The sequence below is a fragment of the Haloferax sp. Atlit-12N genome, from assembly GCF_003383095.1.
Classification (GTDB): Archaea; Halobacteriota; Halobacteria; order Halobacteriales; family Haloferacaceae; genus Haloferax.
In genome coordinates this window covers 1,080,028-1,102,938 of the sequence record NZ_PSYW01000002.1, presented here as the reverse complement: position 1 = coordinate 1,102,938, position 22,911 = coordinate 1,080,028, and the positions used below count along the sequence as shown (strand labels likewise).

Sequence of the window (22,911 nt, the reverse complement as noted above, 5' to 3'; positions counted from 1 at the left end):
GCGGTGGGGTGAAAAACGACGCGGTACGGACCGAGCCGGCGGTTACCGGACAGCGGCGTCCTCAGCGTCGGCCGTGGACGTAGCTCTGGATGTGGTCCGGGAACACCTCGTCGACCGCCGCCTGCCCGTGTTCGGCGGCGATGAGTTGGCGGAGTTCGCCCTCGTAGTCGGCCTTCGGAATCTCCTCGGAGGGACCGGTCTCCACGTCGAGATGCGACTCCACGAGGCGGTCGACCGCGCCGCGGCCGAACCCCGAAAGCGGCGAGAGGTAGTCGACGCCGTGGCGGTCTTCGAGGCTCTGGGCCTGCGCCCGGGAGATGGACGGCACGCGGTCGTCGCGGCGGGTGCCATCGGCGACGGCGTCGAAATCGAGGCCGCAAACTGCTTCAAGAGCGTGTTCGTGGACGCGCTGGATGCCGCCGCGAGGGTAGCCGTCTTCGACCATGCGGGCGATGGCCTGCGCTGCGACCTCGCGGTCGAGTTCCAGCGTCTCGAAGGCGTAGCCGAGTTCGGCCGCCGCGTCGCGGGCGTGCGTCCAGTCTTCCGTGACCCCGAAGTGGGCGGTCACGAGCGTCACGTCGTAGAAGGTATCGAGAAGCAGTGCAGCGAGCGAGGAATCCTTGCCGCCGCTGTAGAGGAGCGCGAGTTCCACGTGTTACCGACGGCGGATGTTGAAGCTCTTCGACTCGGGCTGCAGCTCTTTCAGGAGCGCCTTCATCTTGTCGTCGTCGATGCGGCCCTGGATGCGCCCGCTCTGGGCGAGGGCGACGATTTGGCGCTCGACCTGCTCTGCGAAGTCCGGCTTGGACATCTGCACCGCGTTGAGGCGCTGGCGGGCCTCGTCGGTCAGGTGCTGTTTGAGAAGCGCCTGTTTCTGCTGTTCGGCGCGCTGTTGGGCGGCCTCCTCGGCCTGCTGTTGCTCGGCGGAGCCCTGTCCGCCGCCGCCCCGCTGTTCTTGGAGTTCCTGCATCTTCTTCTTTCGAAGCTCCTCCAGTCGCTCATCGTCGGGACTGCCACTCATACCCTAGCGCACGGTCCGATGTCTGAAAACCATTACGGACCCGCATACAGACGGCTCTCGGGGAATCCGCCGTCGAAGAAGAACTCTCGGTGTGTGTCGGCGGCTCTACGCGTAGCGTTCGAGTTCCGGACGGTCGAGGTCGGAGAGCACGTCGGACGCGGCGTTGTCGAGGAAGCTCGTTCCCTCGGCGGTGATGCGGCGACCCTCACCCTTGGCGGTCTCGACGAGGCCTTCCTCTTCGAGCTGCTGGAGGAGCGTGCGGATGATGTTCTTACTGCCGGCGTCGCTGTGCGCACCGGAGACACTGTAGCGGTTGGTGCCGCGCTTGAGGCCGCCGTACTCGGTGGAGAGACGGTCGACGCCGACGGGGCCGTTCATGGCGACCTTGCGGAGCAGGCTCGCGCCACGGACGTACCAGAAGTCGTCCTGCTGGGGCGGGAGTTCGCGGGTCTGGCCGCTCTTCGCGAAGGCCATCCAGTCGGGTTGCTCGATACGGTCCTCGAGTCGTCCGGCGACCTCTTCGATGAGGGCGTCCGCCGGGACGTCATAGATGGTTACCATGGCTATTGGTTCATAATCGCGGCGTTTAAAGGCATCGTATTCGCCCGATACGGGCGGTTGGAGGCTCCTGCGCCCCGACCGGCGTCTGCCGGGCCGACAGCCCGCGTCCGTGCCGTCAGGACCGCCACCCGCGCACGCTCTCCGTGCTCATCACGAGGCCGCCGAGGACGACGGGCACCCAGTAGACGAACCCTCGGAAGACGACGACGCCCGCGGTCGCCACGTCGAACGAGACGGCGGAACTCGCGGCGGCGACGAGGATGGCGAGCGTCCACTCGATGCCGCCCGCGCCGCCGGGGAGCGGCGTGACGCCGGCTATCGCCCCGATGGGAACGACGAACAGCGCGATGGAGAAGGCGATTGGCGCGCCGATGGCGTGGAACGCCACCCAGAGCGCGACCATCTGGCAGAACCAGCCGAACCCCGACAGGCCGAGCGCGACCGCCAGTCCCCGCGGGTTCCGGCCGACGCGTTCGATAGAGCGGAAGAAGCCGTTGATGCGGCGCTCGATGCCATCGTTCGTGGGTACTGAAACCCGCGGAACGTACCGTGCGATAGTCCGGATAAACGGCGTCAGAGCACCGATGAGTCGGCGTTCGAGGCCGTAGCGGCGCTTCCACGCGGTGTAGACGGCCGCCGGAACGCCGACAGCGAGGGCGATGACGGCGACGAGCGCGATTTCGAGGTTGCGGCCGAGCGTCACCTCGGTGGCGTAGTAGCCCGCGCCGATGAGCGCGATGGTGATGGAGGGGACGAAGTTGATGGTGTCCACGCTGGCGATGGCCGCCAGCCCGGTCTCGTACTCGGTGTCGGCGCTCCGGGAGATGAGAAGCGCCGTCACGGGCTCGCCGCCCGCCTGTCCGAACGGGGTGATGTTGTTCGAGAACGTCGCGCCCGTGAAGATGAGAAACGAGCGGACTGTCGAGACATCCACACCGAGTACGCCGAGGACGGTCTTCAGCGACGCGCCCCACGCGACGAGCCAGACGAGCGTGATGCCGAAGATGGCGACCAGATACGTCGGCTCGGCCATCGTCACCCGGTCGATGAGCTCGTCAACCCCCGCGAAGTAGAACAGGACGGCGAAGACGACGATCGCCGCTGCGAAACCGAGCACCGTCGCGCGGAGGTTCTCGCGGGCCATTTGCTGGGGATGCGTCTACGATGGGCATTAAGTCACCGGATTCGACGGCCGAGTAACAGGTCTCGCGTCGCCGCCGTCGGGGATTCGGTCGCGCTCCCGTGGTCGGCGACACCGAGCCCACTTTCGGATAGATGGACATTTCCGCTCCGCCCGACACGTCCGCATATGGACGAGCGTGCCGCCCTCAGACTGCTCGCCGCGGACCTGCCGGACGCCGGCGACGACGCCGCCGTCGTGGACGACCTCGTCGTCACGACCGACATGCTCCACGAGACGACGGACTTCCCCGCGGGAACGACCCGCTACACCGCCGGTTGGCGGGCCGTCGGTGCGTCCCTCTCGGACGTGGCCGCGATGGGCGCGAGCGCGACTTGCGCCGTCGCCGCCTACGCCGCCGTCGAACTCGACGAGACGGAACTCGGCGATTTCGTTCGGGGCGTGCGGGACGTGTGCGAGGCGGTCGGCGCGGCGTACGTCGGCGGCGACCTCGACACCCATCAGGAGTTCACGACGGCGACGACAGCCATCGGCCGCACCGACGACCCGGTCCGGCGCTCGGGCGCGGAGCCGGGGGACCTGCTCTGCGTCACGGGCGAACTCGGCCGGTCTGCCGCCGCCGTCCGCCTGTTCGAGGCGGGCGAGACCGACCGCGCCAACAACCTCTTTCGGTTCACGCCCCGCGTCGCCGCCGGCGTCGCCCTCCGCGGGTCGGCGACGGCGATGATGGATTCGAGCGACGGCCTCGCCCGCTCGGTCCACCAGCTCGCGGAGGCCAGCGACTGCGGTTTCGAACTCGACTTCGACGCGCTCCCGGTCCACGACGGCGTCGCCGAGGTGGCGACCGATTCCGACGACAGGCGCGACCTCGCGGCGTTCTTCGGCGAGGACTTCGAACTCGTGTTCACGCTCCCTGAGTCGGCGCTTGACGCCGCCCGCGACGCGACCGACGTGCCGCTCACGGTGGTCGGGAAAGTCGTCGAGGAATCCGCCGACGCCGCCGTCGTCGCCGACGGCGAGGCCGTACCGGACCGCGGTTACACCCACGGCGGCGACGAATAGCTGACGCCGTTGGCAGCTACGGTTACTATCCGGTCGTCGAAGCCCCGGACACAGCCGAACTAACTGCCGGTCAGTTGAACCGCGATGTCTGCGATAACGTACGACGGAGCGATGACCATCACCGCGTAGGAGATAATCTGCGCAAGGCCGCCGAATATGCTCGCTGGGAAGGTGAACCCAGAGAAATCGCACGTCAGTGTTACCATCGCCAACAGGTATAACCCGACGACGTGGTAGAGTTCGTTTCTCTCCATAGGCGACGTCGAAGCTGTCTGGTGAAATACATTATGTCCGATTCGACCCCGGCCTCACGGCGGCTTCACCCGACCGGTAGCCAAACGAACGGGTGGCGATTTGTGGCAGTCTCAGCTAGCTATTCAACACATCATACCCGTCCTATTGAGCTGTTTCACGGCCCGAGTAACCCTCTCTTCGCACTGCCGTCCGCCCGCGCCTCACCCCGGAATGACCTGAACCGGCACGAGGAGGAAACACGCCGCGCCGAGGGCGAACGTAAAGAGGCCGACGGCCATCCGAGCCGGCCCGAGCGGCGTCTCGTCTATCGGCTTTGCCGGGCCGTTGTAGGCGATGAACGTCGCCATCAGCCCCCAGAAGAACCACAGGCCGACGGACTGGTTGAGGCCGAGGCCGCGGACGTAGTGGAGGTAGCCGGCGATGCCGAACAGGACGAGCGGCACGGCCGCCGCGAGCGACTCTTGGCGCTCGCCGAGCATCGCCCGGACCATGTGGCCGCCGTCGAGTTGGCCGACCGGGAGCAGGTTGAGGACGGTGAAGAACATCCCGACCCAGCCGCCGATGACGACGGGGTGGACGACGGTCCGGGGGTCGGTGTACTCCGTCGGCTGCCCGAGCACGGCCGCGATAGCGTCGAGGAGCGGCGGATTGTTGAAGACAATAGTGTCGGCCGACCCGGCGAGGACTCGACTCGGGACGGTCATCGGTTCGAGCGAGAGGCCGATGACGGTGACGACGATAGTCGCCGCGAGGCCGGCGAGCGGGCCGGCGACGCCGATGTCGAACAGCGTCTTCCGGTCGGGCATCTGCCCGCGCATGCGAATGATAGCACCGAGCGTGCCGAACGGGAAGATAAACGGGATGAGATAGGGCAGCGAGACGTTGACGCCGTGGTACCGACCGACTGCGTAGTGGCCGAGTTCGTGGACCGAGAGGACGCCGAGGACGGCGGCGGTGAAGGGCCACGCCCGCAGGATCACGAGCGGGTTCGCGGTGATGTCGGACAGGGGGATGTAGTACCACGCGTACGCGCCGACGAAAAGCGTCGAGAGGACTGTCAGCGCGAACAGCGTGATGTTCTTCCACGGGACCCCCTCGACACCCTGCGAGGCCGGTTCGACGATGACCACATCGGTCTGTCCGAGGTCGGCGACCTGCGCCTGCACGTCGTAGCCGGCCTCCCGGAACGCCGGCCAGATTTCGCGGACGAGCATCTGCTCGGGGACGAGCGACTCGCCGTAGTAGATTCGCCGACGGCCGTCTGACCGCACTTCGTGGACGTCGAAGACGGCGCGAAGCGCTTCCACCGGCGGTCCGTCCGCCGATTCGGACTGTTCCATTGACGGGCAGTAAGCGTGCGACGCGCATAAATCCCGTGACGGGACCCGAACCGACCCGGCGATGGCGACGCGAGAGAGCCGTCGCTCCGGGCGTTTACGTCGAACCGAGGAAAACGAAGCGTCGCGAAACCGTGCGGGTATCGCCACGGAACGGGTGGGCCGTCACCGGGGGTGTGTGGTGGAGCCCGTTCCAGCGGGCTTACGCGGGGGTTCGATTACGCTGCGCCGTGGGAGGGGCATCGGTTCGTCGGCGTCACGAACCGGGCGGGGCAGTCGGGCTGTCGGGCAGTCGAGTCGCGTCTCGGCTTGGGTTCCGAGCGCGCTCGGTGTGTGCTGTGGGGCTGTGGGTCGTTGCGGGGTCGCAGTCAGTTCGTCCGGGGACCGTCCGGGCGGTGCGCGGTGTTGGCGCTGGCGTCGGTCGGGGCCGGGGCGGGCAATGCGGGTTTCAGGCGGTCTCGACGCGCCACGTGGTCGCGCTCGTGTACGACCACTTCTCGATGGTCAGGTCCGTCGCGGAGTCGCGGAGCTTGACCATCAGTGCGCCGATTTCCTTGGGAGACAGGCCGACGTCGTCGGCGATGAATTTGCTCTTGAAGTACATCTCGCCGTCTTTCGCACGGTCGAGCAGGTACTGCTTGAGGCGGTCTTCCTTGGAGCTACTGTCGGTGGAGGGGGGTACTGTTGCGCTCATCTGGTACACCTCACTTCCACCTAATGGCCCATCACCTGTTATAAAGGAAGGTCCGTTAGAATTAGTTCGGCCGCTTTCAGCCTGAATCGACTCAAAGGGTACATTTTAGAAATCTTTGAAATCCGCTTAGATTTTTTAGAATCGATTTTGAGAAATCCTTTCTGAAAATAGTATGTTGAATATATGGGGGCAAATATCCCTCGTTTTCCCCCGTCTGACGCCGCATTTTGCGGCAATCCGTGCCGCAATATCGCCCGATTTTCGCGCCTTCGTGACTATCCGCGTATTCTGAATAATCCGCCCCACCTCAGCGGTCGTGGACCCAGAACTCCTCGTCGGTGGTCGTCTCCTTCTTGAATATCGGCACCTCGTCCTTCAGGCGGTCGATGCCGTCTTCGACCGTTCTGAACGCCTCTCGCCGGTGGCCGGCGAGGACGACGACGAACACGATGTCCTCGCCGTCGCCGATGACGCCCACCCGGTGGTGCATGAGGACGCGGAGAACGCCGTCGCGCTCCTCCAACTCCGCCGAAATCGCGGCCATCTTCGACTCCGCGACGCCGTCGTACTTCTCGAATTCGAGGCTGAGCGTCGGGTCGTCGTCTTCCGATTCCTTCGCGCGCACTCGCCCGGTGAACGTCGCAATCGCTCCGGCGTACACCTCGAGCGGGTCCGCCTTCGCGCGCTCGACCAGCGTTTCGAGCGTGACGTGCGGCTCGTGCGAGTCGATTTCGGCGGCGAGAGACGCAACATCCGCAGATTCCGCTGTTTCGGCCTCTGCGACGACGTTCGCCGCGTCGGCACCCGCGAGCGCGACGGTCGGGACGCGAGCGTCGGGGAATCCCGAGAGAAGCGCGTAGTCGTACTCCGCAGAGAGGTCGTCGAGGAGGTCGTCGAGGTCGCGGTCGTCGCCAGTTCCGACCCAGTTGCCGTCCGGCGAGAGCCCGTACGCGGCGGCGGCGCTGTCTGTCGACTCCGGTTCGGTCGCGCTCTCGGGGAGCGATTCGACGGTGGCGACGCGGCCGTCCAACTGCGCGGCGAGTCGGTCGCAGAGCGTCGTCGCGCCCGCGCCGACGATTCCAAGGACGTGCATACCCGAAGGACGGCCCGCGCCGGTTTAAGATTGCTCCGTGCCGGTCTCGTCGGACTCGGTCGGCGGCTCCGCCTTGTCCGCCTCGGCGCGCGGGCGGGTCCGATAGAGGTGGACGGCGATGGCCACGCCGGCCAGACTGAGAAGCGTCGCCACCCACGGGGCCGCCGCGCCGACGGGCGTGTCGGCCGTCGCGGGGAGCGTATCGAACTGCCAGAGCGCCCAGCCGACGGAAAAACAGGCCACCAACGCCCAGTTGAAGACGGTCCGCCGGTCGAACTCGCCGCGTCGGTGGCGGGCGAGAATCGCCCCGAGGGCGAGCACCCAGCCGACGACGATGAGCGTGACCGTCTCCACGGTGACGAGTCGCATACCGGTAGTCGCCGCGAGAGTGGTTTAAAGCCCCCGACACGGGCGTCTCGCACTTGATAACCCTTAAGATGCGCTCACGGATATCCGTGTGCAATGAGAGTCGTCATCTCCATCGGCGGAAGCGTGCTCGCGCCGGACCTCGACGCCCGACGCGTGGAGGGTCACGCCTCCGTCGTCGAAACGCTCGCGCGAGACGGGTGCGAAATCGGTGCGGTCGTCGGCGGCGGCGGCGTCGCCCGCGACTACATCGGTGCCGCCCGCGACCTCGGTGCGAACGAGGTTCAACTCGACCAGATCGGCATCGACGTGACCAGAATCAACGCCCGCCTGCTCATCGCGGCGCTCGGCTCGCAGGTCGACCCCAAGGTCGCCCACGACTACGAGGACGCCGGCGACGCCATTCGGCGCGGCGACATCTCGGTGATGGGCGGCGTCATGCCCGGCCAGACCACCGACGCCGTCGCGGCCGCGCTCGCCGAGTACGTCGACGCCGACCTGCTCGTCTACGCGACCAGCGTCGACGGCGTGTTCAGCGCCGACCCGAACACCGACCCCGACGCGACGAAGTTCGAGGAGATGACCGCGGACGAACTCGTCGACGTCATCGGCGACATCGAGATGAACGCCGGGTCGTCCGCCCCGGTCGACCTCCTCGCCGCGAAGCTCATCGAGCGCGCGAAGATGCGCACCATCGTTCTCGACGGCACGGACCCCGACCGCATCACGCCGGCGGTCCTCCGCGGCGAGCACACGGGCACCGACATCATCCCCGAGGGCGGCGACGAACCGACCTACTGGGCTCCCTGAGATGACGACCGACGACCCTTCCCGCGGTGACGCCCCCGCCGCGGACGCGACCGACGCCGACGGCGACACGGCCGCCACCCACCACGGCTTCTGGGCCGACGAGGTCGCCGACGAAATCGAGGCCCGCGACCCCGACGAACCGGTCGTCGTCAAGGGCGGCGTCTCTCCGTCCGGCGTGGCCCACCTCGGCAACTTCAACGAAATCATGCGCGGCTACTTCGTCGCCGAGGTGCTCCGCGAGCGCGGCCACGAGGTCCGGCAGGTGTTCACCAGCGACGACAAGGACCCGCTCCGGAAGCTCCCGCGAAAGCTCGCGGACGCCGACGGCAACATCGTCGGTCTCGGCGAGGTCGACGCCGGCGCGCTCGGCCGCAACCTCGGCAAGCCGTACACGTCGATTCCGGACCCGTTCGGCGAGGCCGAGTCGTACGCGGCGCACTTCGCGGCGCTCCTGAAGGCCGACGCCGACCGCCTCGGCGTCCCGGTGGAGATGATTTCCAACACCGAACTGTACGAAAACGGCGACTTCGACCCCGTGGTCGAACACGTCCTCGAACACGCCGACACCGCCCGCGAGGTGCTGGGCGAGTACCAGTCGAAGGTCGACGAGGACTACGTCCCCTTCAACCCCGTCTGCGCCGAGTGCGGCAAAATCACGGAGACGGTCACGGACATCGACCTCGACGCCGGCACCGTCGAGTACGTCTGCACCGACATGACCGTCGGCGACAACACCATCGACGGCTGCGGCCACGAGGGGACCGCGACGTTCCGCGAGGGCAAACTGCCGTGGCGCTTCGAGTGGCCCGGTCAGTGGCAGGTCCTCGGCGTCGACTTCGAGCCGTTCGGCAAGGACCACGCCGAGGGCTCGTGGCCCTCCGGTAAGGACATCGCCGAGAACGTCCTCGGAATCGAGCCACCGGTGCCGATGGTGTACGAGTGGTTCACGCTCAACGGCGAGGCGCTGTCGTCGTCCGCCGGTAACATCGTCACCGTCGCGGAGATGCTCGACCTGCTCGAACCCGAGGTACTCCGGTACTTCTTCGCGCTCAACCCGCGGAAGGCCCGCGACCTCGACCTCACGCGACTCGACCAGCTCGTGGACGACTTCGACCGCTTCGAGCGCGCCTACTTCGGCGAGGTCGACGACGAGAGCCTGACTCGCTTCGCCGAGCGCGCCTACCCGTTCGTCGTCGACGAGGTCCGCGAGGACCGGGTTCGACTCCCGTACACGTTCGCGGCCGTCCTCGGCATGACCGACGACGAGGACCTGCGCGTCAAGATGGCCCGCAACGAGGGCTTCTTCGACGAGGACACCCCCGACGAGGTGGTCGAGGAGGCGCTCGGTCGGGTCGAACGCGCCCGCCGCTGGGCCGAGAAGATGGACAACCAGTACAACTACCGCCTGCAGGTCGAACTCCCCGAGTTCGACTTCGAGCCCGCAGTCGAAGCCGCCCTCGACGACCTCGCTGACTTCGTCGCTGAGGGCCACGACGGCGAGGCGATTCAGGGGGAAATCTACGAGACGGCGCGCCGCCACGACATCGAGATGGGCGACTTCTTCGCCGCCGGCTACCGCCTGTTCTTCGACGCCGAACAGGGCCCGCGACTCGGCGAGTTCCTCGGCGAGCTAGAGCGCGACTTCGTCGTCACGCGACTCCGCCGCGAGGACTGACCTCGCCCGAACCGCGGTTCGCTGTTTGGGGTTCGATTCTCACGCTCGACGACCCGCGAGCAGCGCCACCGCACCGAGCCCCGCGACCGCGAGCGCGCCGAGACCCGCGCCGAAGCCGGGGATGCCGGTCTCGGTCGTCTCATCGGTGGCGGTCGTCGACGCTGCGTCCTCGACGACGACGCCCTCGGCCTCCGCGAGCGCGCTCGACTCGTTACGGACTGAGACGGAGAACGTCGAGCCGGGCGGAATCTCCGAGAAGTCGAGGGTCGCGGAGAAGTTCCCGTCCTCGCCGACGATGGCCTCGCTCGTCTTGAGGAACCGCGGGCTCGTGTCGCCGGCGGACTGGACGCGGACCGAGAGCGTCGTCCCCGCTTCGAGGTCGCTCGTCCCCCGAATCGTCGCGTCTTCGGCCTGCGTGACGGTCACGTTCCCGTCGGTTGTCGCGAGGCTCACCGACGAGGCGTTCTGTGCTGCGGCCGCGGTCGTCCCGCCGACGAGCGCGGCGCAGACGACGGCGGCGACGACGAACCAACGGAGTCGGATTCGTTCGAACATGCCATCCGACACTACTCGAATCCGGGAAAAATAGTTACCCGAATGTCAAATAGCTCTTTGAGTTACCGGTGGTGTGCGGACGGTGACTCGGTCGGTTTCAGTTCTCCTCGATGGCGTCTATCACGACCGCGCCGACGACGGCGAGTCGCGGGTCGATACGCTCGCGGTCCACGTCGATAGTGTACTTGTCCCGGAGAGAGAACTGCTCGCTCACCGCGCCGACCGGTTCGCCGGCCGCGTCCTCGATGCGGTACGAGAAGGGAATGAGCGTCGTGAGGAGTCGTCTAGCGACCGCCATCGGGACGTTGTCCTCGACGATTCGACCCACGACGGAGCCGTCGGGGCCGAGCAGTTGGTAGGTGTGTTTGGCGAACGAGAACGCGCCGCGTTTGACCGCGCCGACGCGCTCGCCGGTCCGACTGTCGACGATGTCGTAGGCGGCCGATACGTCGAAGACGCTGTCGGCCTTGACGCGGAAGCGTTCCTCGCCGGAGTCGTGGTCGTTCAGCCGGAAGTCCTCTTTCAGCTTGAACTTCTTTTGCTTCGCCGAGAGGATGGGGTCGTCTCCCTCGTAGACGACGTACTTGTTGCTGATGGACACCTTCTGTCGGACCTCGTAGCGGGAACTGTCGAACACGGTTCCCGATGGTCGCCGGGGTGGCTAAAACCCTTCTGGGGGACGACTTATGTCCCCGACGCGCGTACGGATGGACGGGCTCGTTCCCCCGCGAACGACGCCTACCGCGGCCTCGCCGCACCACACTTCACATGTCTCTCATCGACTTCATCCGGTCCGTGGAGGAATCGCAAGACGAGTTCGACGTCGAACTGGAGGAGTTCGACGCCGACTCCGAACAGGAAGCCGTCGACGACGAGTCCTCGGGCGGCCGCTCGTACGGCCGGCTGCTTCTCGTCGCCTTGCTCCTCGTGGGCGTCGCTTACGCCGTCTCCCGGCTTCGCTCGTCGTCCGGCGACTCCTTTACCGACATCGCGCTCGCCGACGACCCCGCCGAGAGCGAGACGGCGACCGACGACGCGGCCGACGACGAAGACGCCACGGTCACCGTCGAACACGACCCCGAAGACGAGACGGAAGACGCGGCGTCCGAAGACGAGGCCGACGAGGTTGACGAGGCCGACGACGCGGACGACGACGGCGACGACGGCGCGGTCGAAGTCGAAATCGAGTCGCCCGGCGACGACACCGACGAAAACGAGTAATCCGACGCTCTCCCGCGGGTCGGGTTAGTTGCGGTCGTCGTTCGCGGCCGCCAACGCCCGCCCGCGGCCGTCGAACGCGGTACCGTGACCCGAACGGTGGTACCGTAACCCGAACGCCTTTTGGCGCGCGCCGCTTCCCTTCGGGCGATGAACACGCTGCTTTGGGTTCTCGCCGGCTTCATCGCCTACTCTCTCCTCGCGGCGCTGTTGCGTGCTCGCGGTATCCTCCCCGAGTACGTCCGCGTCCAAGGTCCGCTCACGACGGTCCACACCCGTCGCGGCCGCGAACTCCTCGACAGACTCGCCGCCCCCAAGCGGTTCTGGCGGGCGTGGAGCAACATCGGTCTCGGCATCGCCCTCGTCATCATGGCGGGGACGTTCGTCCTTCTCGTCTACCAGGCGATCGTCATCCTCCAGAACCCGCCCGCTCCGACGCAGGTGAACCAGCCGCAGAACTTCCTCGTCATCCCCGGCGTCAACGACTTCCTCCCGCTTTCGGTCGCGCCGGAGATTCTCTTCGGTCTCCTCGTCGGCCTCGTCGTCCACGAGGGCGGCCACGGTATCCTCAGCCGCGTCGAGGGCATCGACGTGGAATCGATGGGCATCGTCCTCCTGACGATACTCCCCATCGGGGCGTTCGTCGAACCTTCCGAGGAGAGCCAGCGCCGCGCCGACCGCGGCGGCAAGTCGCGGATGTTCGCCGCCGGCGTGACGAACAACTTCGCCGTCACGCTCGTCGCGTTCGCCCTGCTTTTCGGCCCGGTCATCGGCTCTATCACCGTCGCGCCGGGCGTCGCCGTCTCCGGCGCGTACGCCGGTTCGCCGGCCGACGCCGCGGGCATCTCGGGCGGCGACCGCGTGACCGCCATCGAGGGCACGCCGGTCAACACGACGCAGGAACTCGACGCCGCGCTCCTCGCGACCGACGCGGGGACTGTGTCCGTCGAACTCGACGGCGAGCGGACCGTCTCGGTCACGCGCGAACTCGTCGTCGCCGGCTCCGTCGAAGGCAACCCCGCGAACTTGACCGTCGAGTCCGGGAGCGACCCGATTCGCGTGACTGCGGTCAACGGGTCCGCCGTCTCGACGCGCGCCGACTTCGAGTCCGCCGTCGGCGACTCGCGGTTCGCCCGCCTCGACACTTCCGCCGGCGAGCGCACCATCCCGGTCGGTGCCTACATCACGAACGTCGCCGAGGACGGCCCGCTGTACAACGCTACGGGGACGACCCAACCCCTCATCGTCTCGTCGTTCAACGGCGAGCGAATCACCTCCTCGACGGAACTGCAGGAGGCGCTCGACCGGACCGACCCCGACCAGACCGTCGCCGTTGAAGTCTACCGCGACGGCGGCTTCGAGACGGTGCAGGTGACGCTCGGCGAGAATCCGCAGGACGGAAACGGATTCCTCGGCGTCAACATCTTCCAGGGGACGAGCGGCCTGCTCCTGACCGACTTCGGCACGCAGGAGTACCCCGCGGGGACGTACCTCTCGCTTCTCGGCGGTGACGGCGGCGACGGTGGCGGCCTCGGCAGCGCCTTCGCCGGGTCGCCCCTGCAACTCGTCTACGTGTCGCTGCTTTTGCCCCTCGCGTCTGTCGTCCTCGGGATTCCGAACTTCCCCGGCTTCACCGGGCAGGTCGTCAACTTCTACCAGGTCGGCGGCCCGCTCGGCTTCCTCGGCGGCGGCGTCTTCATCGTCGCCAACGTCCTGTTCTGGACGGCGTGGATTAACCTCCAACTGGGGCTTTTCAACTGCATCCCCGGCTACCCACTCGACGGCGGTCGCATCCTGCGGACCTCGACCGAGGCCGTGGTCTCGCGGCTCCCGGTTGACGACCCCCACACCGTCGTCCGGACCATCACGACCTCCATCGGGCTCACGATGCTCGCGTCGCTCGTGCTCATGATATTCGGGCCGACGCTCCTCGGCTGAGCACTGGGTCGCCCCCCGCCGGGGACCGACTCGCTTCTCTTCGACGGTTCTCGAACCGCGAAAACGACTCGCAACTTCAATACCGGATGACTCCCTAGGCCCCCGTATGGTAGAGGCCCCACAGACCGACGAGGGCTGGTTCGCGCTGCACGACTTCCGAACCGTCGACTGGGACGCGTGGCGTGACGCGCCCGAACACGAGCGCCGCCGCGCAATCGAGGAGGGCGTCGCGTACCTCGACGCCCACGAGGCGGTCGAGGACGCCGAGGCGGGCGCGTCCGCTGTCTTCTCCGTGCTCGGCCACAAGGCGGACTTCGTGGTCGTCCACTTCCGGCCGACGCTCGACGACGTCTCCCGCGCCGAACGGCAGTTCGAGCAGACCGCGCTCGCGGCCTTCACCGAGCAGCCGACCTCCTACGTCTCCGTCACCGAGGTGTCCGGCTACGTCTCGGACGACTACTTCGAGGGTAACGAGGAGGACATCGACACCGGGCTGCTCCGCTACATCGAGGGCAAACTCAAGCCCGACATTCCGGAGGACACCTACATGTCCTTCTACCCGATGTCGAAACGCCGCGGCGAGGAGCACAACTGGTACGACCTCTCGTTCGACGAGCGCCGCGACCTGATGTCCACCCACGGCGACACCGGCCGGAAGTACGCCGGGAAAATCAAGCAGGTCATCGCCTCCTCTGTCGGCTTCGACGACCACGAGTGGGGCGTCACGCTGTTCGGCGACGACCCGACCGACATCAAGGACATCGTCTATGAGATGCGCTTCGACGAGGTCTCCTCGAAGTACGGCGAGTTCGGCCAGTTCTACGTCGGCCGGCGCTTCCCGCCGTCGGACCTCGGCGCGTTCCTCGCGGGCGACGGCGTCCCGACGAGCGAGTTCGGAGACGAGTCTCACCACGGCGGCCACCATCACGGCGAGGGCGGACACCACGGCGGCGACGGCCACCATCACGGTGAGGGCGGCCATCACCACGATGAGGGTGGCGACGGTCACCACCACGGCGAAAGCGACGATGGCGGCCACCACCACGGTGACGACGGCGGCGACGAAGCCGACGACGAGGACATCCGCGGTCAGCTCGAAGACCTGAACATCTACGCCGGCAAGCCCCACGGCGAGGACGTGTACGCAACGGTCCTCTACTCCGAGGCCGACGCCGACGAACTGTTCGAGGAAGTCGAGGGTCTCCGCGGCAACTTCGACCACTACCCGACGCACGTCAAGACGGCGGTCTACGAGGCCAACGAGCGCGGCCGGGTCGCCGTCGTCTCCATCTGGGAGACGGCGTCGGCCGCCGAGACCGCCGCGGGGTTCCTCTCGGAACTCCCCGGCATCGTCGAGCGCGCCGGCGAGGAGTCCGGCTTCGGCACGATGGGGATGTTCTACACCGTCAAGTCCGAACACCGCGGCGACTTCGTCGAGAAGTTCGGCACCGTCGGCGGCCTCCTCGAAGAGATGGACGGCCACTTCGACACGGACCTGATGGTCAACGTTGAGGACGAAGACGATATGTTCATCGCCAGCCAGTGGCGTTCGCAGGACGACGCCATGGAGTTCTTCCGCTCCGACGCGTTCCGCGACACGGTCCAGTGGGGCCGCGACGTGCTCGCGGACCGGCCGCGACACGTGTTCTTAGCGTAGCTCCGCGACCATCGGGAGCGGGGTGAGGAACCCCCATGTGGGGGTGACGAATCTTTTTGTCCAGATTTTGCCAGCGAGCGGAGCGAGCGCAGGAAAAGGTGGCGTGTACGTGCTCGCGGACCGGCCGCGACACGTGTTCCTCGCGCAACGCGGTCGAACGCCCAAAATCAGACTGCAGCTTTTTCTACGTGAGCGCGGCGCGAACGTCCCGGAGCTTCGGGCGGACCTTGTCGGTGCCGACGTTGTACGCGAAGTACAGCGCCACCGCGCCCATCACGACCGCCCACGCGGCGATTTCGACGTTGCCCTGTTCGAAGGTGACGAGCGCGAAGTGCTCGATGTACGCGCCGGCGACCGAGAGCCCCGCGCTCCCGAGACTGAAGACGAGAAGTTCGAGGAGGTCCGGAAGCAGGTCGACGAGTGAACTACGCATGGTCGTCCCGGACTCGGTCGAGTGTTGTGTCTCTTTTGGTCCCGGCACCGGGGTTCGTCCGACACGCGCTCCGTCAGTTCCGCTCGAAGGCCCGCTCTCTCCCGTCTCCGGAGGGCGATTGCGACCGCGACTGCGACCCGGAGACGTAGCGCTCGGTCTCGACCAGCTTGTCGAGGCGGCGCTCGAACTCCTCGTCCGAGAGGTCACCGGCGGCGTAACGCTCCCGCAGGCGCTCGATGGCCGATTCGTCGTCGACGGGGTCGTAGACCTCTCGGTCCGTCCTCCGCGCCCACTCGTCTTCGCCGTCTGACTCGCCGCGGAAGCGACGCAGGACGCGCCGCCCGCCGTAGGCCACCACCGTCGTCGACGGGGCGACGGCGAGGAACCAGACGACCGCCAGATGCGCTTCGAGCCCCGCCATCAGCGCGATGAGCATCATCCACACGCCGGTGACCACGCCCAGAAGTGGCGGGTTCCGGGCGACGACGCGAGCTTCTTGAGAGAGTGCCGAACCGAACCGTTCGAGGACCATCGGTCGAACGTGTCTCTCGAAATACAAAAAACTGCGTCCGAGCGGGGGTAGTTAGTTTCCGTTGCCGTTGCCGCGTCCCGGACTGTCGCCGTCACCGCTTCCGCCGTTTTCGCGTCCCGGAGCGTCGTCGCTTCGTCCCGGGTTATCGGCGTCGTCGCCGTCGGGGTCGTTGCCGTGACCGCGGTCGTCGTCCTCGGGCGTGTAGACGTACAGGCAGTCGTTCTTGTACGAGCGACCGAACTGGTCGGCGTCCTCGCAACAGAGCACGCGACCGTCGTCCATCACGGCGAGGTTGTCGACGTTGATGAGCGCGTCGTCGGCGACGGCGGCGGGGTCGCTCGCGTCGGGGCCGACGATGACGGGTTCGAGCGTCGAGACGTTGTAGTCGGACTCCAGTTCCGCGCGGTAGACGACGCCGCCGTCGACGCGCTGGAGCTGGAGTTCGCCCGTGTCGTTCGACATGTCGTCGTTGAGTTCGGAGATGCCGAAGTAGACGTCGTCGCCGGGTTCCGCGCCGTCGACGCTGTCGATACCCTCCGCCTTGTTGAACTCGATGGTCGCGCCGATTTCCTTCGCGGCCGCGCGGGTTTCGAGGAACGGGACGTGCCGGAGGTCGTCGCTGACCTCGTCCGGGCCGTACCACTCGTACTGCTTGCCCCACTCCACGATTTCCTCGTCGGTGACGTAGTCGCGGTTGCCGTTCTCGACGACCTCCCTGTCGGCCGCTTCGAGGAGGTCGGCGGTCACTTCGTCGCCTTCGGACCAGTCGGTGTGGGTTCTGAGGTAGTCGGCCTGCGTGACGTCGTCGTACTCCGCAATCCACTCAGCGACCTCGGCGTTGGTGGCGTGACCGAGCTTCAGCCACTCGAATTCGAGGTCCACGTCGGCAGGGGGCGCGGCGGCGGCCTCGTCGTCGTTCGTCACGAGCGGGGCGTAGAGCGTCCCGGCGAGGTCCATCGGGTCGTCGTAGCTCGGAATCGGCTCGTCGGCGACGAACTTGTAGATTCCCTTGCTGTCGCCGTCGGAGGCGAGGTAGACCGTCCGCTCGTCGGACTGCACGTCCGGACACTCCCACGCGGCCCGGCCCATGACGTAGTATTTGACCGGTTCGGGTGTCTCGGCGGCCGGCTCGCGGAAGTCGACGATGTAGCCGTAGCGGTACGGGTTCGGGTACACGTCGCCGATGGGCGTCAGGTCGTTGTCGTCGCCGGACTGGTCGACCGGTTCCGCGCCGAGGTAGTACGCGAGGAGCTCGACGCCGGCGACCGCCCAGTAGCTCTGGACGAACCACGAGTCGTCGTAGTAGTCGTCGACGGCCGCCTGAATCTCGGTCGGGTTCGGCCGGTTCCAGAACTCGTGTGCGCCGCGGAGTCCCTCGCCGGTTCCCTTCTCGACGATGTCGCTCACGGTCGCGGTCAGCGAGACACGCGGGTGGGCGTAGTTCTCCTCCGCCGACAGCATCGTGTTCCACGGGCTGAGGTCGCCGTAGCAGTTGATTCGCGTCCCGCCGAGGTCGCGGAGGGCGTCGGTGTTCGCGAGGTTCAGCGCGTTTTCGAGGTCGGCCTCCCACGAGCCGTCGTCGCCCTGACTGAGCGGAATCCGCGAGACGTTGCCCGGACTCGCCTCCCAGTTGGTGAACAGGTAGCCCTCGGTCCCCGCGTCGTTCGTGGCGACGAACTGGTTGCAGTCGGGGGTGTAGCCCGCGTCGGCGTACTTCGACCCGCTGAACTGGTCGCTCGTGATGTTCGTCCCGCCGGGCGTCTGCGGCACGCCGAGGAGTTCCGACCCGCCGTCGATGGCGTCGCGCTCGCGGGCCAGAATCTCGTAGTCGCCGGCGGCGGACCGGACCGCGCGACGCTCTTCGTTCGTCTCGGGCGTCGACAGTTCGTCGAAGTCGTTCTCGCCGTCGAACGAGAACTGGAAGCCGGAGAAGTAGCCGATAGCCGCCTTGTCGTAGGGTGCGGGGTTCTCGCGGTCGGGGTGCTGGAGGCTGTAGAGCAGCGACCCGTCGTCGAAGACGAACGGCCCCGTCACTTCGGCCCCGAACGCCGTCGTCGAAAAGCGCTTGAGTTCCCCCCGCACGAGCGGTGCCCGCGGCGTGTTCGGGTCGTCGGGGTCGGCCGCCTGACCGACGCCTGCCACGCTCGCTCCCAGCGCGGCGGCGACGGACGATGCCATGAGATTTCGCCGAGTAAACTCGACCATGCGAGCGAAGAAGCGAAACCGGCACGCGTGTAAGTTTATATGACAACAAGGTTGCAATACTGTCCGTGGGAGAGCAGTCTGTTGATTATATATCCGCCCGAGCTTACTCCACGACCGACACGCCGTCCCCGACGGAGTTTCCCTCGCGTTCGAGCGCCTCGACCCCCTCTCGAATCTCCTCGGCGCGCCGTCGGACGGCCGCGGCGTAGCGCTCGATTCGCGCCCGCTTTTTCCCGTAGAACGACGCCACCCAGTCGGCGTCGGCGTAGGGTTGTGACAGGAAGTACGCCGCGAGGGTGTCGCGGCCCGCTTGGATGATTTCCGGCGGCACGCCGCGGTCGCCCGTGCCGGCCTCGACGAACCCGTTCACGTCGAAGTACACGTCCGCGTAGAGTGTGGCGGTGTCGGCGTCGTCGAACTCGCGGCCCGCGTGGTCGGGCGCGCGGAAGCCGTACCGCCGGCCCTCTTCATCTGGGTCGTCGTATTCGACGATGCGGACGCCCAGCGGGTAGGTTCTGTACGCGCGCTCCGACCGCGTCTCGGGGGAAGGAGATGCTGAATTCGACATGTGAGTGTTCGCGTCACCCCGGCGCGAACGCGCCGAGGCGACCTACTGGTCGCGTTCGGCAGCGGCGGTGTAGTAGGCTGCTAAGTGCGATATATATCGACGGGGAGCGCTCGTGAGCGTCAGCGACCGAACAGACAGAACAGAAAAACAGATGCGACCGACTGCGGGCGCGCCGTTAGCGCCCGTTTCGGACGTATTTCGCGGCACCCACCACGCCGGTGAGGAGCGTCAGCGCTATCCAGCGGCCGGCGTCGTCGCCGCGTTTCTTGGCGTCGAGGCTGACAAGCCACGCGAGCACGACGTGGGCGACCGCGGTGACGCCGAGGAGGGTCTTCAGGCGACCCATCAGGCTTCGTTGCGCGCGCCCTTCGCGACGCGCTTGTCGAGGCCGGCCGCGCGGATGTCGTCGCCGTCGACCGACGAGCGGAGCGCGTCCATGCCGTCGAAGCGGTCGATACCGAAGTTGTCCGCGTACAGTTCCTCGACGCGGGTCATCTCCTCGTCAGTGAGTTTCGGTACGCCGGAGGCCTTCGCCCACTCGTCGATGTCGTCTTTCGTGCGGAACGTCGGCGTGACGGCCGCTGTCTCGTCGTAGCCGAGGAGGTAGGCGATGGACGCCTGCGCCATCGTCCGCTCGCCGTCGCGTTCGAGGAAGCGGAGCGCTTCGAGCTTCTCCCAGCCCGTCTCGTACCACTCGTCGGGGCGGAAGCCGCGGTGGTCGCCGGAGCCGAGTTCGGTCTCGGGGCGGACCTGCTCGTTCAGGAGGCCCGAGGAGTGCGGCACGCGGGCGATGAGGCTCGTCGAGGAGCCGGTCTCGCGGATGGTGTCGAGGAAGTGGTTGCCCACGTCCTGCTCGAAGGCGTTCCAGACGATTTGGAGCGCGTCGAACTCCTCTTCGATGGCCATGTCGCCTTCGGCCAGCCAGCCGATGGAGGGGCCGAGCGCCCAGCCGGTGGCCTTGATGAGGCCCTCCTCTTTGAGTTCGTCGAGGGCTTCGAGCACGTCGGGCGTGACTTCGTCGACGTTCGCGTTGTGGAGTTGCAGGAGGTCGATGTACTCCATGTCGAGGCGTTCGAGGCTCTTTTCGGTCGCCTCGCGGACCCACTCGCCGGTTATCTCCTTGGGGAGTTCGCCGTGGCCGGCCTGCGGGTTGTTGTAGAAGTCGTAGCCGATTTTGGTGGCGACGGTCACCTCGTCGCGGTAGTCGGAAAGCGCCTCGCCGACGACCTCCTCGGAGTGGCCGTGGCCGTACACGTCACCCGTGTCGAAGAAGTCGATGCCCCGGTCGATGGCGTGGTGGAGCATCTCGATGGAGTCTTCGTCCGAGCGGTCGCCCCACCAGTCGGTCCCGACGACCCACGCACCGAAGCCGACCTCGCTGACTTCGATTCCGGAGGTGCCGAGTTCGCGGTAGTGCATGGCCGGCCCTACGAATTGGGGCGACTTATTGGGTGTGTTTTGTTTTCGTCTCGTGGGAATCCTCGGCGGAGGCGGCGCTCGCGTCCCGCGGTCGCTCTCTGGATGCTGTGTGTATTTGCTCGCTACCGAGTGAATCCGCAGATTCATGCACGGTGATGTCGAACCACGTCAGCAATGGACGTGATTCCGGTTCGAGTCGGATTTCTCTTCGCGGCCGAACTCACGGAGGAACAGCGAGTGGCGTTCGAGTGGGCCGAGTCGATAGCGAGCGTCGAAACAATCTCTCTCGACGCCGTCGCAACCGGGGAGACCGACCTTTCCGAGTTCGACGTGCTGTGGTGGCACTCTGACCGCCACGTCGACGCCGACCTGCGTGCCCTCGCGGCCGAGTGTGTGCCCGCACTAGACGCGTACCTCGGTGACGGCGGCGGACTCCTCCTGACGCTCAACGCCCTCTCGGCGGTCGACACGCTGGGAATCGACTCCGTCGCACCCGACGCGGTCGGGACAGAGAACTCGCCGCACCCGACCGGACTGCTAACGAAGTCCATCCACGCGGACCACCCGCTTTTCGACGGGTTCGACACGCTCGGCGTCCACCTTCAACCGCCAGAAGCGCCGCGCCCATTCGCCCGGTACGAACACGTCCTCCCCGAGAACGGGCAGGTTCTCGCCAGCACGCTCCACGGCGACGACTTCCTCGTCGCGCTCAAGTCCGTCGTCGCGTGGGACCGCGGCGCGGGTGCGGGCGCGGTCTACGGTATCGGTGCCGAAGTCTCCTTTCTCACCCACCACGGCAACGACTTCGAGACGATGGGCGCGAACGAGCACCTCCTCCGCAACGCGCTCGCGGTCCTCGGCGGCCCCGCCCACCGCAGACCGTCGTTTACCGACCGCCCCGCCGACGCCGAGGGATTCGCCGCGATGCGCGAGCGACTCGGCGACGACCATCACCGCCCCCGGTACCATCTCGCCGGCCCCGCAAACTGGCTGAACGACCCGAACGGCGTCATCCAGTACGACGGGACCTACCACCTGTTCTACCAGTACAACCCCGGCGGGCCGTCCCACGGGTCGATTCACTGGGGCCACGCCACCAGCGAGGACCTTCTGCACTGGGTGGACCAACCGGTCGCGCTCGCACCTGACCAGGACGGCCCGGACCGCGACGGCTGTTGGTCCGGGTGCGCCGTCGTCGACGACGAGGGCGTGCCGACGATTATCTACACGGGCGGCCGCGACCACCACCAGCTTCCCTGTCTGGCAACGACGAGCGACCCGCTGCTCCGGTCGTGGGACAAAGCGCCCGACAATCCCGTCATCGAGTCGGCACCGGACGACCTCGACATCCTCGGGACCGACGACTGGTCCGCGGAGTTCCGCGACCACGCCGTCTGGAAGGTCGGCGACGACTGGTACCAGCTCATCGGCTCCGCCATCGCGGCGGTCGGCGGCGTCGCGCTCCTCTACCGCTCGCCCGACTTGCGCGAGTGGGAGTACGTCGGCCCGCTCCACTCCGGGAGCGAGGGTCACGGGACCGTCTGGGAGTGCCCGGAACTCCTCGACTTCGGCGACCACCAACTGCTGCACGTCTCGAACTACGAGGACGTGCGCTACTTCGTCGGTACCGCCGACCTCGACGCGCCGGCGTTCGCGGTCGAACGCGAGGGGCTGCTCGACTACGGCGACTTCTACGCCCCACAGTCCACCGTTGCCGACGACGGTCGGGCGCTCGCGTGGGGGTGGGTCAAAGAGACCCGCGGCGTCGACGCGCAGTGGCGCGCCGGCTGGTCCGGGTTGCTCTCGCTCCCGCGCGAACTCTCGGTGAACGCCGCCGGCGAACTCCGACAGCGACCCGCCGGAGAACTCGCCGACCTCCGCGGCCGAAGCGTCTCGCTCGACGCGAGCGCGCTCGACGCCGACGAGCACGCGTCGCTCAACCTCTCGGGTAACGCCTACGAACTCGCCGTCGACGTCGCGGTCGAGGGTGACGCGACGTTCGAACTCGGCCTGTTTGAGTCGCCGGCGCTGGGCGAGCGGACCGTCCTCCGGTACGACGGCGACCGGGTCACGGTTGACCGCGAGCGGAGCACCCGCGCCCACGACGCGGACCGAGAGCCCCGCTCGATGCCCGTCGAGGGCGACTCGGTGTCGCTTCGCGTGTTCGTCGACTGTTCGGTCGTGGAGGTGTTCGCCGACGAGCAGCGCTGTCTGACGACCCGGGTCTACCCGACGCGCGCGGACGCCGACGGCGTCTCGGTCGCGGTCCGACGCGGCGAGGGCGGCGGTCGGGTCGACGTTCGCTCGCTCGACGCGTGGGAACTCGACGCGACGTTCAAGGCGCGAAACCAAGCGTGACAGCCGCGTCCGT

At 67.1% G+C, this 22,911-nt stretch carries 24 protein-coding genes; 7 read left to right on the top strand and 17 right to left on the bottom strand.

What is annotated here, in order from left to right:
• Positions 1-61: 61 nt before the first annotated feature.
• From C5B90_RS13780 to C5B90_RS13765, 4 genes are all read right to left on the bottom strand, one after another.
• Complete coding sequence (locus C5B90_RS13780) at positions 62-652, bottom strand: alpha hydrolase (protein WP_115882280.1); 591 nt, start codon at positions 650-652, stop codon at positions 62-64.
• A 3-nt stretch (positions 653-655) separates the two neighbouring features.
• Positions 656-1,021, bottom strand: a complete 366-nt coding sequence (locus tag C5B90_RS13775) for a DNA-binding protein (protein ID WP_004976420.1) — start codon at positions 1,019-1,021, stop codon at positions 656-658.
• A gap of 105 nt (positions 1,022-1,126) precedes the next feature.
• Positions 1,127-1,582: a 30S ribosomal protein S19e gene (locus tag C5B90_RS13770; protein ID WP_089776938.1), complete on the bottom strand. Its 456-nt coding sequence runs from the start codon at positions 1,580-1,582 to the stop codon at positions 1,127-1,129.
• Between the two features lie 115 nt (positions 1,583-1,697).
• A complete protein-coding gene (locus C5B90_RS13765; RefSeq protein ID WP_115882279.1) occupies positions 1,698-2,726 on the bottom strand; it encodes a lysylphosphatidylglycerol synthase transmembrane domain-containing protein in 1,029 nt (342 codons plus the stop codon).
• 165 nt (positions 2,727-2,891) lie between these two features.
• On the opposite strand from C5B90_RS13765, the gene thiL reads away from it, so the two are divergent.
• A complete protein-coding gene (gene thiL, locus C5B90_RS13760; protein WP_115882278.1) occupies positions 2,892-3,785 on the top strand; it encodes a thiamine-phosphate kinase in 894 nt (297 codons plus the stop codon).
• Positions 3,786-3,844: 59 nt separating this feature from the next.
• Here thiL and C5B90_RS13755 read toward each other — a convergent pair whose 3' ends face one another.
• The 5 genes from C5B90_RS13755 to C5B90_RS13735 all read right to left on the bottom strand — a co-directional run bounded on the left by C5B90_RS13755 (position 3,845) and on the right by C5B90_RS13735 (position 7,533).
• Positions 3,845-4,039 (bottom strand): hypothetical protein, encoded by a 195-nt coding sequence (locus C5B90_RS13755; RefSeq protein ID WP_115882277.1) that lies wholly within the window; start codon positions 4,037-4,039, stop codon positions 3,845-3,847.
• Between the two features lie 201 nt (positions 4,040-4,240).
• Positions 4,241-5,380, bottom strand: coding sequence for a site-2 protease family protein (locus tag C5B90_RS13750; RefSeq protein ID WP_115882276.1), 1,140 nt, complete (start codon positions 5,378-5,380; stop codon positions 4,241-4,243).
• A gap of 445 nt (positions 5,381-5,825) precedes the next feature.
• On the bottom strand, positions 5,826-6,071 hold the full coding sequence (locus C5B90_RS13745) for a hypothetical protein (RefSeq protein ID WP_049917659.1): 246 nt from the start codon (positions 6,069-6,071) through the stop codon (positions 5,826-5,828).
• Positions 6,072-6,378: 307 nt separating this feature from the next.
• Positions 6,379-7,164: a molybdopterin synthase gene (locus tag C5B90_RS13740; protein ID WP_115882275.1), complete on the bottom strand. Its 786-nt coding sequence runs from the start codon at positions 7,162-7,164 to the stop codon at positions 6,379-6,381.
• 24 nt (positions 7,165-7,188) lie between these two features.
• Entirely contained in the window at positions 7,189-7,533 is a 345-nt protein-coding gene (locus C5B90_RS13735; RefSeq protein WP_115882274.1) for a hypothetical protein, read from the bottom strand.
• A gap of 93 nt (positions 7,534-7,626) precedes the next feature.
• Between C5B90_RS13735 and pyrH the strand changes: the two genes are divergently transcribed.
• Together pyrH and lysS are read left to right on the top strand one after the other, a co-directional pair.
• Positions 7,627-8,340, top strand: a complete 714-nt coding sequence (gene pyrH, locus C5B90_RS13730) for a UMP kinase (protein WP_115882273.1) — start codon at positions 7,627-7,629, stop codon at positions 8,338-8,340.
• A gap of 1 nt (position 8,341) precedes the next feature.
• Positions 8,342-10,015 carry a lysine--tRNA ligase gene (gene lysS, locus C5B90_RS13725; RefSeq protein ID WP_115882272.1) on the top strand — a complete coding sequence of 558 codons (1,674 nt, stop codon included), beginning with the start codon at positions 8,342-8,344 and terminating at the stop codon, positions 10,013-10,015.
• Positions 10,016-10,054: 39 nt separating this feature from the next.
• Here the strand turns inward: lysS and C5B90_RS13720 are convergent, their stop codons facing one another.
• Both C5B90_RS13720 and C5B90_RS13715 read right to left on the bottom strand, forming a co-directional pair.
• The gene (locus C5B90_RS13720) at positions 10,055-10,570 is read right to left on the bottom strand and encodes a BGTF surface domain-containing protein (protein WP_115882271.1); all 516 of its coding nucleotides are present in this window, start codon (positions 10,568-10,570) and stop codon (positions 10,055-10,057) included.
• A 97-nt stretch (positions 10,571-10,667) separates the two neighbouring features.
• A complete protein-coding gene (locus tag C5B90_RS13715) occupies positions 10,668-11,207 on the bottom strand; it encodes a hypothetical protein (protein ID WP_115882270.1) in 540 nt (179 codons plus the stop codon).
• 131 nt (positions 11,208-11,338) lie between these two features.
• Here C5B90_RS13715 and C5B90_RS13710 point away from each other — a divergent pair, with 131 nt between their 5' ends.
• The 3 genes from C5B90_RS13710 to C5B90_RS13700 all read left to right on the top strand — a co-directional run bounded on the left by C5B90_RS13710 (position 11,339) and on the right by C5B90_RS13700 (position 15,383).
• The gene (locus C5B90_RS13710) at positions 11,339-11,791 is read left to right on the top strand and encodes a hypothetical protein (protein ID WP_115882269.1); all 453 of its coding nucleotides are present in this window, start codon (positions 11,339-11,341) and stop codon (positions 11,789-11,791) included.
• 147 nt (positions 11,792-11,938) lie between these two features.
• Positions 11,939-13,726 carry a site-2 protease family protein gene (locus C5B90_RS13705; RefSeq protein ID WP_115882268.1) on the top strand — a complete coding sequence of 596 codons (1,788 nt, stop codon included), beginning with the start codon at positions 11,939-11,941 and terminating at the stop codon, positions 13,724-13,726.
• A 106-nt stretch (positions 13,727-13,832) separates the two neighbouring features.
• Positions 13,833-15,383 carry a heme-binding protein gene (locus C5B90_RS13700; RefSeq protein ID WP_115882267.1) on the top strand — a complete coding sequence of 517 codons (1,551 nt, stop codon included), beginning with the start codon at positions 13,833-13,835 and terminating at the stop codon, positions 15,381-15,383.
• A 184-nt stretch (positions 15,384-15,567) separates the two neighbouring features.
• Here the strand turns inward: C5B90_RS13700 and C5B90_RS13695 are convergent, their stop codons facing one another.
• From C5B90_RS13695 to C5B90_RS13675, 6 genes are all read right to left on the bottom strand, one after another.
• The gene (locus C5B90_RS13695) at positions 15,568-15,816 is read right to left on the bottom strand and encodes a hypothetical protein (protein ID WP_115882266.1); all 249 of its coding nucleotides are present in this window, start codon (positions 15,814-15,816) and stop codon (positions 15,568-15,570) included.
• A gap of 73 nt (positions 15,817-15,889) precedes the next feature.
• Positions 15,890-16,348, bottom strand: coding sequence for an SHOCT domain-containing protein (locus tag C5B90_RS13690; protein WP_115882265.1), 459 nt, complete (start codon positions 16,346-16,348; stop codon positions 15,890-15,892).
• 51 nt (positions 16,349-16,399) lie between these two features.
• A complete protein-coding gene (locus C5B90_RS13685) occupies positions 16,400-18,553 on the bottom strand; it encodes an alkaline phosphatase PhoX (RefSeq protein WP_115882264.1) in 2,154 nt (717 codons plus the stop codon).
• 103 nt (positions 18,554-18,656) lie between these two features.
• The gene (locus C5B90_RS13680; protein WP_115882263.1) at positions 18,657-19,121 is read right to left on the bottom strand and encodes a hypothetical protein; all 465 of its coding nucleotides are present in this window, start codon (positions 19,119-19,121) and stop codon (positions 18,657-18,659) included.
• A 175-nt stretch (positions 19,122-19,296) separates the two neighbouring features.
• Entirely contained in the window at positions 19,297-19,467 is a 171-nt protein-coding gene (locus tag C5B90_RS20875) for a hypothetical protein (RefSeq protein ID WP_199517495.1), read from the bottom strand.
• The gene (locus tag C5B90_RS13675; RefSeq protein WP_115882262.1) at positions 19,467-20,540 is read right to left on the bottom strand and encodes an aldo/keto reductase; all 1,074 of its coding nucleotides are present in this window, start codon (positions 20,538-20,540) and stop codon (positions 19,467-19,469) included. The genes C5B90_RS20875 and C5B90_RS13675 overlap by 1 nt, the downstream gene beginning before the upstream one ends.
• Before the next feature lie 174 nt (positions 20,541-20,714).
• Here C5B90_RS13675 and C5B90_RS13670 point away from each other — a divergent pair, with 174 nt between their 5' ends.
• Entirely contained in the window at positions 20,715-22,898 is a 2,184-nt protein-coding gene (locus C5B90_RS13670; RefSeq protein WP_115882261.1) for a GH32 C-terminal domain-containing protein, read from the top strand.
• Positions 22,899-22,911 lie beyond the last annotated feature (13 nt).

Excerpts from the sequence above, each read along its gene's own strand:
- C5B90_RS13775 (WP_004976420.1), bottom strand. The coding sequence starts at position 1,021 with ATGAGTGGCAGTCCCGACGATGAGCGACTGGAGGAGCTTCGAAAGAAG.
- C5B90_RS13770 (WP_089776938.1), bottom strand. The coding sequence starts at position 1,582 with ATGGTAACCATCTATGACGTCCCGGCGGACGCCCTCATCGAAGAGGTC.
- C5B90_RS13765 (WP_115882279.1), bottom strand. The coding sequence starts at position 2,726 with ATGGCCCGCGAGAACCTCCGCGCGACGGTGCTCGGTTTCGCAGCGGCG.
- thiL (WP_115882278.1), top strand. The coding sequence starts at position 2,892 with ATGGACGAGCGTGCCGCCCTCAGACTGCTCGCCGCGGACCTGCCGGAC.
- C5B90_RS13755 (WP_115882277.1), bottom strand. The coding sequence starts at position 4,039 with ATGGAGAGAAACGAACTCTACCACGTCGTCGGGTTATACCTGTTGGCG.
- C5B90_RS13750 (WP_115882276.1), bottom strand. The coding sequence starts at position 5,380 with ATGGAACAGTCCGAATCGGCGGACGGACCGCCGGTGGAAGCGCTTCGC.
- C5B90_RS13745 (WP_049917659.1), bottom strand. The coding sequence starts at position 6,071 with ATGAGCGCAACAGTACCCCCCTCCACCGACAGTAGCTCCAAGGAAGAC.
- C5B90_RS13740 (WP_115882275.1), bottom strand. The coding sequence starts at position 7,164 with ATGCACGTCCTTGGAATCGTCGGCGCGGGCGCGACGACGCTCTGCGAC.
- C5B90_RS13735 (WP_115882274.1), bottom strand. The coding sequence starts at position 7,533 with ATGCGACTCGTCACCGTGGAGACGGTCACGCTCATCGTCGTCGGCTGG.
- pyrH (WP_115882273.1), top strand. The coding sequence starts at position 7,627 with ATGAGAGTCGTCATCTCCATCGGCGGAAGCGTGCTCGCGCCGGACCTC.
- lysS (WP_115882272.1), top strand. The coding sequence starts at position 8,342 with ATGACGACCGACGACCCTTCCCGCGGTGACGCCCCCGCCGCGGACGCG.
- C5B90_RS13720 (WP_115882271.1), bottom strand. The coding sequence starts at position 10,570 with ATGTTCGAACGAATCCGACTCCGTTGGTTCGTCGTCGCCGCCGTCGTC.
- C5B90_RS13710 (WP_115882269.1), top strand. The coding sequence starts at position 11,339 with ATGTCTCTCATCGACTTCATCCGGTCCGTGGAGGAATCGCAAGACGAG.
- C5B90_RS13705 (WP_115882268.1), top strand. The coding sequence starts at position 11,939 with ATGAACACGCTGCTTTGGGTTCTCGCCGGCTTCATCGCCTACTCTCTC.
- C5B90_RS13700 (WP_115882267.1), top strand. The coding sequence starts at position 13,833 with ATGGTAGAGGCCCCACAGACCGACGAGGGCTGGTTCGCGCTGCACGAC.
- C5B90_RS13695 (WP_115882266.1), bottom strand. The coding sequence starts at position 15,816 with ATGCGTAGTTCACTCGTCGACCTGCTTCCGGACCTCCTCGAACTTCTC.
- C5B90_RS13690 (WP_115882265.1), bottom strand. The coding sequence starts at position 16,348 with ATGGTCCTCGAACGGTTCGGTTCGGCACTCTCTCAAGAAGCTCGCGTC.
- C5B90_RS13685 (WP_115882264.1), bottom strand. The coding sequence starts at position 18,553 with ATGGTCGAGTTTACTCGGCGAAATCTCATGGCATCGTCCGTCGCCGCC.
- C5B90_RS13680 (WP_115882263.1), bottom strand. The coding sequence starts at position 19,121 with ATGTCGAATTCAGCATCTCCTTCCCCCGAGACGCGGTCGGAGCGCGCG.
- C5B90_RS20875 (WP_199517495.1), bottom strand. The coding sequence starts at position 19,467 with ATGGGTCGCCTGAAGACCCTCCTCGGCGTCACCGCGGTCGCCCACGTC.
- C5B90_RS13675 (WP_115882262.1), bottom strand. The coding sequence starts at position 20,540 with ATGCACTACCGCGAACTCGGCACCTCCGGAATCGAAGTCAGCGAGGTC.
- C5B90_RS13670 (WP_115882261.1), top strand. The coding sequence starts at position 20,715 with ATGGACGTGATTCCGGTTCGAGTCGGATTTCTCTTCGCGGCCGAACTC.